Origin of the sequence: Pseudomonas sp. NFACC04-2 (assembly GCF_900119265.1) — a bacterium.
In the GTDB taxonomy this organism is placed as follows: Bacteria; Pseudomonadota; Gammaproteobacteria; order Pseudomonadales; family Pseudomonadaceae; genus Aquipseudomonas; species Aquipseudomonas fluorescens_AA.
Genome location: NZ_FPJC01000040.1, coordinates 23318 through 29704, shown reverse-complemented (window position 1 = coordinate 29704; position 6387 = coordinate 23318). Strand labels below are relative to the sequence as shown.

5 protein-coding genes are annotated in these 6387 nt (G+C 64.0%); 4 read left to right on the top strand and 1 reads right to left on the bottom strand.

What is annotated here, in order from left to right; all coding sequences use genetic code 11:
- Positions 1-343: 343 nt before the first annotated feature.
- Positions 344-670 carry a DUF6124 family protein gene (locus BT125_RS27795; protein ID WP_072412343.1) on the top strand — a complete coding sequence of 109 codons (327 nt, stop codon included), beginning with the start codon at positions 344-346 and terminating at the stop codon, positions 668-670.
- Between the two features lie 88 nt (positions 671-758).
- On the opposite strand, the gene BT125_RS27790 is transcribed toward BT125_RS27795, so the two are convergent.
- On the bottom strand, positions 759-2375 hold the full coding sequence (locus tag BT125_RS27790) for a pyoverdine maturation tyrosinase PvdP (protein WP_072412341.1): 1617 nt from the start codon (positions 2373-2375) through the stop codon (positions 759-761).
- A 323-nt stretch (positions 2376-2698) separates the two neighbouring features.
- Between BT125_RS27790 and pvdM the strand changes: the two genes are divergently transcribed.
- The 3 genes from pvdM to BT125_RS27775 are packed head-to-tail and all read left to right on the top strand — an operon-like array spanning position 2699 to position 6255.
- Complete coding sequence (gene pvdM / locus BT125_RS27785) at positions 2699-4069, top strand: pyoverdine-tailoring dipeptidase-like protein PvdM (RefSeq protein WP_072412339.1); 1371 nt, start codon at positions 2699-2701, stop codon at positions 4067-4069.
- Positions 4066-5346, top strand: coding sequence for a pyoverdine-tailoring periplasmic protein PvdN (locus tag BT125_RS27780; RefSeq protein ID WP_072412337.1), 1281 nt, complete (start codon positions 4066-4068; stop codon positions 5344-5346). Before pvdM ends, BT125_RS27780 begins: the two co-directional genes overlap by 4 nt.
- 33 nt (positions 5347-5379) lie before the next feature.
- A complete protein-coding gene (locus BT125_RS27775) occupies positions 5380-6255 on the top strand; it encodes a dihydropyoverdine dehydrogenase (RefSeq protein WP_072412335.1) in 876 nt (291 codons plus the stop codon).
- Positions 6256-6387 lie beyond the last annotated feature (132 nt).

Below are 6387 nucleotides of genomic sequence, written 5' to 3'. Positions count from 1 at the left end.
TGTTTATCCGGCCATGTAGGACTCCCGAGCGAGGCTACATCGCCTTGCGCCGTTACCTACAACTGCGCCAGAATCCGCCGGCTTGTGCGCCTGGCTCGTGGCTTTTACTGTTTCCGGGTCGCTGATTTCAGCGATCGGGTTTGGTAGCCCGCGAGTCAACTAGGCGCAAGCGCCACCTCCTACAGACGCTCTCTCGGTGTCTGTTTCATGGTGGCCGTGCGCAGGGCGTCTTCGGGCGCGCCGGGTTCCTAGTGCTCCGGTCTACCAACCCGCGTACGGCCGCCACCCAATCGTTTGGTAGCGATGGTGTCGGCTCCTGAAAATGAATACTAGGAGTTACGCCATGTTCAAGATCACCCCCAATCCCCCCGCAGACGATTCCAAAAAACGCGACGAAGCCGCCGACCGCGCCCTCGCCTTTTACCTCGACCCCAAACCCGAAAAAACCAATCCACCACCGGGCCAGTTGTTCGCTGTTGCAGAAGGCGCGGACATGGAATGCCTGCTGGCCAACCTCAGCGAAACCCTCGCTTCGGTCAACGTCATGGCAAGCGAGCAGGCCTTTGAATTGGAAGGCTCGCGGCGCCATTTTGCGCTGGGCATCCAGCAAATGATCGAGTTGGCAGAACTGTTGGCAAACCGCGCCCTGGACATCGCCGCACCGCGCTAAACGCACTCAAGCCAAGTGATACCTGTGGCGAGGGAGCAAGCTCCCTCGCCACAACGGCGTTCACTTCAGCTTTTTGGGATGGCGGGATTTACACCGGCTTGCTCTTGAGATTGCGCGCATACCACGGCCGTTGCGGCACGCGGCGGAACAGTTCGGAGAGCTTTTTGTCATCGCTGCCGAAGGTGATGCGCAAGGCCAGTTTCATGGTTTCCGGATCCATCTCCACCGAGCGCCCGACCTGCAGCCCCGGCGTGGTGCTGCAACCGTGGGTGTCCGGGCCCAGCCAGGGGTCGGCGATTTCGACCCAGCGGCCCGGGGCGAACCAGGGCACACCGTTGACCTCAAGCCGACTCACTTCCCCCGGATGGAAACGCTCGTGGGCGCGGAACCAGTCTTCGAGGCGGTCGTCGATCCAGCCGTGGAAGGCCCAGAACACCGGGCTCACGTGGGAAGAAAACGGATCGCCGAGAAAGTCATTCTCCGGGGCGTACCAGCGCTGGGCGAAATCCGCCGGGTCGCGGGCGAACGGCACCGGGTGGCCGTTGGACGGGTCGCGCGGCACCGAAGCCCAGCGCATGTGCAGCCAGTCGTGCAGGCCCAGTTCCACTTCCGAACCAAACTGGCCCAGGGTCAGTTTCGACAGGTAGCGCGGGTCGCGGTAGCGCGATTCCCAGACCTGGAAATTGCTGTGGTAGGTCTCGGCGGTCTTGATGTCGCTGACCCACTGGGCGTACTGCTCGTCGCCATCGGCCAACCAGGTCGGCGGCAAGGACGTGCCATCGTGGTTATCGAGGTAGCGGGCGAACCCAAGGCGATCGCGTTCCAGCTCCGGTTGCGGCAAGGGAAAGCGCGGCCACGACGCCAGCGGCTGGAACGATCGGGCGGTGCCGAGCATGTGCCGGTGCATGAAAAAGAAGTCCACGCCCGAGCCATTGCGATCCTTGCGCGGCCCGCGGGCATCACGCTCCTGGCCCCGTGGGCCGGGTTGCCAGCCGATGCCGCGCAGGGCATTGCGCTTGTCTTCGTCCAGGGTGTGCCATTTGTCCCGCGAGGCGTGCCAGAGCTGGTGGAACAGCCGATGCTCGGGCGATACCAGCCAGGCCAGCAGCGCCGGACTCAGCGGCGTGCGCTCCCGCGCCTCGGGGAAGCGCTGCTTGACGGCGATGAAATGATTGTCCTGTTCAGGCAACGCCAAGGGACGGTCCAAGCGCAACACCCGGCCGCTGAGGGTGGCGCTGCCGGCATTGCCGAAACCGGCCCAGACTTCGTCCAGGGTCATGATGAATTCATAGTCCGGCGCGTCGTGCCGAGCGCCCATCAGCCGCCAGCTCAGTTGCTTCGGATCGGTTCCGGCCAGGTCGCCCAACACCCGATAACGGGGCTCATCGGCACCGCGTAAACGTTCGGCGCTGTCGAGGTAACCCACCAGGCCACGGCCCCTCTGGCCGATATCGAGGAAGATCTGCAGATCGTTCTGCGGCAAGCCTTCGAGACCGGCGTCGCGGCCGGTGAAACGGATCGTCCAGATGCCCCGCAACGTATCGGCCCGGCGCTGGCCCGCCACGTCCACCACGTCGAACGAGGCCTCGCCGGGGGTAATGGTCGGGTCCGGCCGGGTCAGTTCGCGATGCCCGTAATACACCGCAGGCACGGCGGCACCGGTCAGCGCCAGGCCTGCCATGAACCATCGTCGAGAAATCGTCATTGCCTTACCTGTGTCCAGCCCTGGAGCGGGCTTTATCCAAGCTAGAACGAGGGGTGGGCTGACAAATTTATAGGGAGGCCTGATCGCGAGCAGGCTCGCTCCCACAATGGATTTGAGTACGTTCCCAAAAGTCAGGTTGGTTTCAAGGCCGCCTTCGCGAGCAAGCTCGCTCCCACAGGTGAGCGCATTCCAAATTGTGGGAGCGAGCTTGCTCGCGATGGCGGCCCCGAGAGCGCCTAAATTTCCCGCCCGATCACTCGTTCTTCCCAGATAGCAAAGGCCCCGCGCCTGTCCTTCCAAGGCGAACCTGACTGAGATCGGCAATGACAACACCTCGTTCGAAAAAGGCTCTTTTCATCGGCCTGCCATTGGCCCTGGCGCTGGCCGTCGGTGGCGGTCTGGCAGCCTGGGACCATTGGTGGCGGGACAACCCCGGCTACCCGGTCAAAGTGATGAAAGAGGCCAGGGAACTGCACGAACGCCTGCTGTCCTTCGACAGCCACATCACCGTGCCGCTGGATTTCGGCACCGCCGGCAATGAAGCCGACAAGGACGGCAGCGGCCAGTTCGACCTGGTCAAAGCCAACCGCGGCCATCTGTCCGGCGCGGCCCTGACGGTGTTCGGCTGGCCGGAGTTGTGGAACGGGCCCAACGCGCCGCATAAGCCCACCGCCGGTTTTGTCGAGGAAGCGCGCAACCAGCAGGAAGTGCGCTACAAGATCATCACCGGCCTGGTCCGGGACTTTCCCAACCAGGTCGCCATCGCCTATACCCCGGATGATTTCCGCCGCCTGCACGGCGAAGGCAAATTCGCGATTTTCATCAGCATGCTCAACGCCTACCCCCTGGGCCATGACCTGAGCCTGCTGGACCTGTGGACGGCGCGGGGCATGCGCATGTTCGGCTTCAGCTACATCGGCAACAACGACTGGGCCGACTCCTCCCGCCCACTGCCGTTCTTCAACGATTCGCCCGATGCCCTGGGCGGTCTGTCGGACATCGGCAAGCAAGCGGTGACACGCCTGAACGACCTGGGCGTGATCATCGACGTGTCGCAGATGTCGACCCTGGCCCTGGAGCAAGTCGCGCAACTGAGTCGCACGCCGCTGGTGGCCTCTCATTCGGCACCTCGGGCGATGGTGGACATACCGCGCAACCTCAGCGACAAGGAAATGCAACTGATCAAGGCCAGCGGCGGCGTGGTGCAGATCGTCGGTTTCTCCCAGTACCTGCGCCCGCTGACGCAAAAGACCCAGGACAGACTCAACGCCCTACGCGAACGCTTCGACCTGCCGCCGCTGCCCAACCTGGCGATGGCGCTGATGCCCGGCGACCCGATCATCGCCGCCTGGCCGGAACAGAAGTTCGGCGAATACGCCGGCCAGCTCTACGGCATCCTCGAAGAAGAACCCAAGGCCAGCCTCAAGGACCTGGGGGACGCCATCGACTACACCGTGCGCAAGATCGGCATCGACCACGTCGGCATCAGCTCGGACTTCAACGAAGGCGGCGGAGTGAAAGGCTGGGAGAACGTCGGCGACATCCGCAACGTCACCGCCGAACTGCTGACCCGCGGCTACTCCGAAGCCGACATCGCCAAACTGTGGGGCGGCAATTTCCTGCGGGTCTGGGATCAGGTGCAGAAAGCCGCCCACCCCGCCATCGCCTCGACCCAGAAGGCGGCCCAGCCATGAATGAGCGTCGCACCTTCCTGAAGCAGGCCGGGATCCTCGCCGCCGGCCTGCCCCTGGCCGCCAGCCTGCCCGCCACGGCCAGCGCCGATCCGCTGCCACCGCTGCCCAAGGATAAATGGGCGCAATTGCGCTCGCTGTTCAACCAGGACCCGGACTACCTGCACTTCTCCAATTTCCTCGTCACCACCCACCCGCGCCCGGTGCGCGAGGCCATCGACCGGCACCGCGCCGCCCTGGATAAAAACCCGGGGCTGTTGATGGACTGGGACTTGGGCGTCACCGAAGAGCGTGAGGAAAACGTCCGCACCTGGGCCGGCCGCTACCTGCAAGCGAATCCTGCGCAAATCGCCCTCACCGGCAGCACCACCGAAGGCCTGTCGATCATCTACGGCGGCGTCCACGTGGCGGCCGACCAGGAAATCCTCACCACCGCCCACGAACACTACGCCACCCACACCATTCTCGACCTGCGCACCCAACGCAGCGGCACCCTGGTGCGCAAGATCAAGCTGTTCGACAACGCCCACGACGCCAGCCATGAACAGATCCTCACGGCCATCGACCGCAACATCCGCCCCGAAACCCGGGTACTGGGCATGACCTGGGTGCATTCGGGCAGCGGCGTGAAGCTGCCGATCGACAAGATCGGCGCCCTGGTGGACAAGCACAACCAAGGCCGCAGCGATGAACAACGGATCATTTACGTGGTGGACGGCGTGCACGGTTTCGGCGTCGAAGACCTGAGCTTCCCCGCCATGAATTGCGACTTTTTCATTGCCGGCACCCATAAGTGGATGTTCGGCCCACGGGGCACCGGCTTGGTGTGCAGCCGCAGCGAAGAACTCAAGTACGTCACGCCGATCATTCCGACCTTTTCCGAAGCCACGACGTTTTCCACCGTCATGACCCCGGGGGGCTATCACGCCTTCGAGCATCGCTGGGCCGCCGACGAAGCGTTCAAGCTGCACCTGCAACTGGGCAAGGCCGAGGTGCAGGCGCGGATCCACGCCCTCAACAGCTATCTGAAAAAACAGCTGGTGGCACAGCCGCAGATCGAGCTGATCACCCCCATGAGCCCGGCGCTGTCCGCCGGCTTCACCTTCTTCCGGGTCAAGGGCCGCGACAGCGACGAGGTCGCCGCTTACCTGATGAAGAACCGTGTGATCGCCGACGCCGTGCACCGTGATGCGGGACCGGTGGTCCGCACCGCGCCGGGGTTGCTCAACACCGAAGCCGAGATCGATCGCTTCATGGGGTTGCTGGGCAAAACGCTCTGAGCCAAACCTTTTTGACCTTATCGAGAGAGATGGATGAACAGTTTTTCGCTGAAGCTACTCCCGGCACTGGCCTTCGCCGCCCTGCTGCCCTCCGGCGCCCAGGCGTCGCAACCGGGCCAGGTCTTTCGCGACTGCAAGGATTGCCCGGAAATGGTCGTGCTGCCCACCGGCACCTTCCAGATGGGCACTCCGGACGACGAAGTGGGACGCGAGCCCGACGAAGGCCCGCTGCACCCGGTGACGTTTGCCAAGCCCCTGGCGATCAGTCGCTTCCAGGTGCTCAAGGGCGAATGGTTCGCCTACCTGCGCGACACCGGCTACACCATGCCCGATGGCGATGAGCGTCCGGGTCGAGCGTGCAAGGCCGGCATCCCCGACTACCAGGGCAGCGACCCGCGCAAGCAATACACCGACCGGCACCCGGCGGTGTGCATGGACTTCGAAGAGGCCAATGCCTACGTGGCGTGGTTGTCGAAAAAAACCGGCAAACCCTACCGGCTGGTCAGCGAGTCCCTGCGCGAATACGCCGCACGCGGCGGCAGCACCGGGCCGTTCCCCTTCCCGTTCGATGAAGGCAAGGAATACAGCATCGCCCAGCACGCCAACACCTACGGCGCGGCCGACGGCTACAACTTCACCGCCCCGGCCGGCAGCTTCGCGCCCAACGCCTTCGGCGTGTACGACATGCACGGCAACATCTACGAATGGACCGCCGATTGCTACAACGAAAACTATGTGGGCGCCCCGAGCGACGGCAGCGCCTGGCTGACCGGCAAGTGCGAATTCAAACGCATCCGCGGCAACGACTGGGGCGAGGCGCCGGTGTTCTCCCGCTCTGGCAACCGCAACGCGTTGGTGCCGGGCAATCGGGGGGACTGGATCGGTTTTCGGGTGGCGCGGGATATGTAATCGACTGCCCGCCTGAAGACCCCGCTTTTTGTGGCGAGGGAGCTTGCTCCCGCTCGGTTGCGTAGCGACCGCAAAAGCTTGGGGCCGCTTCGCAGCCCAGCGGGAGCAAGCTCCCTCGCCACAACGGCGCTC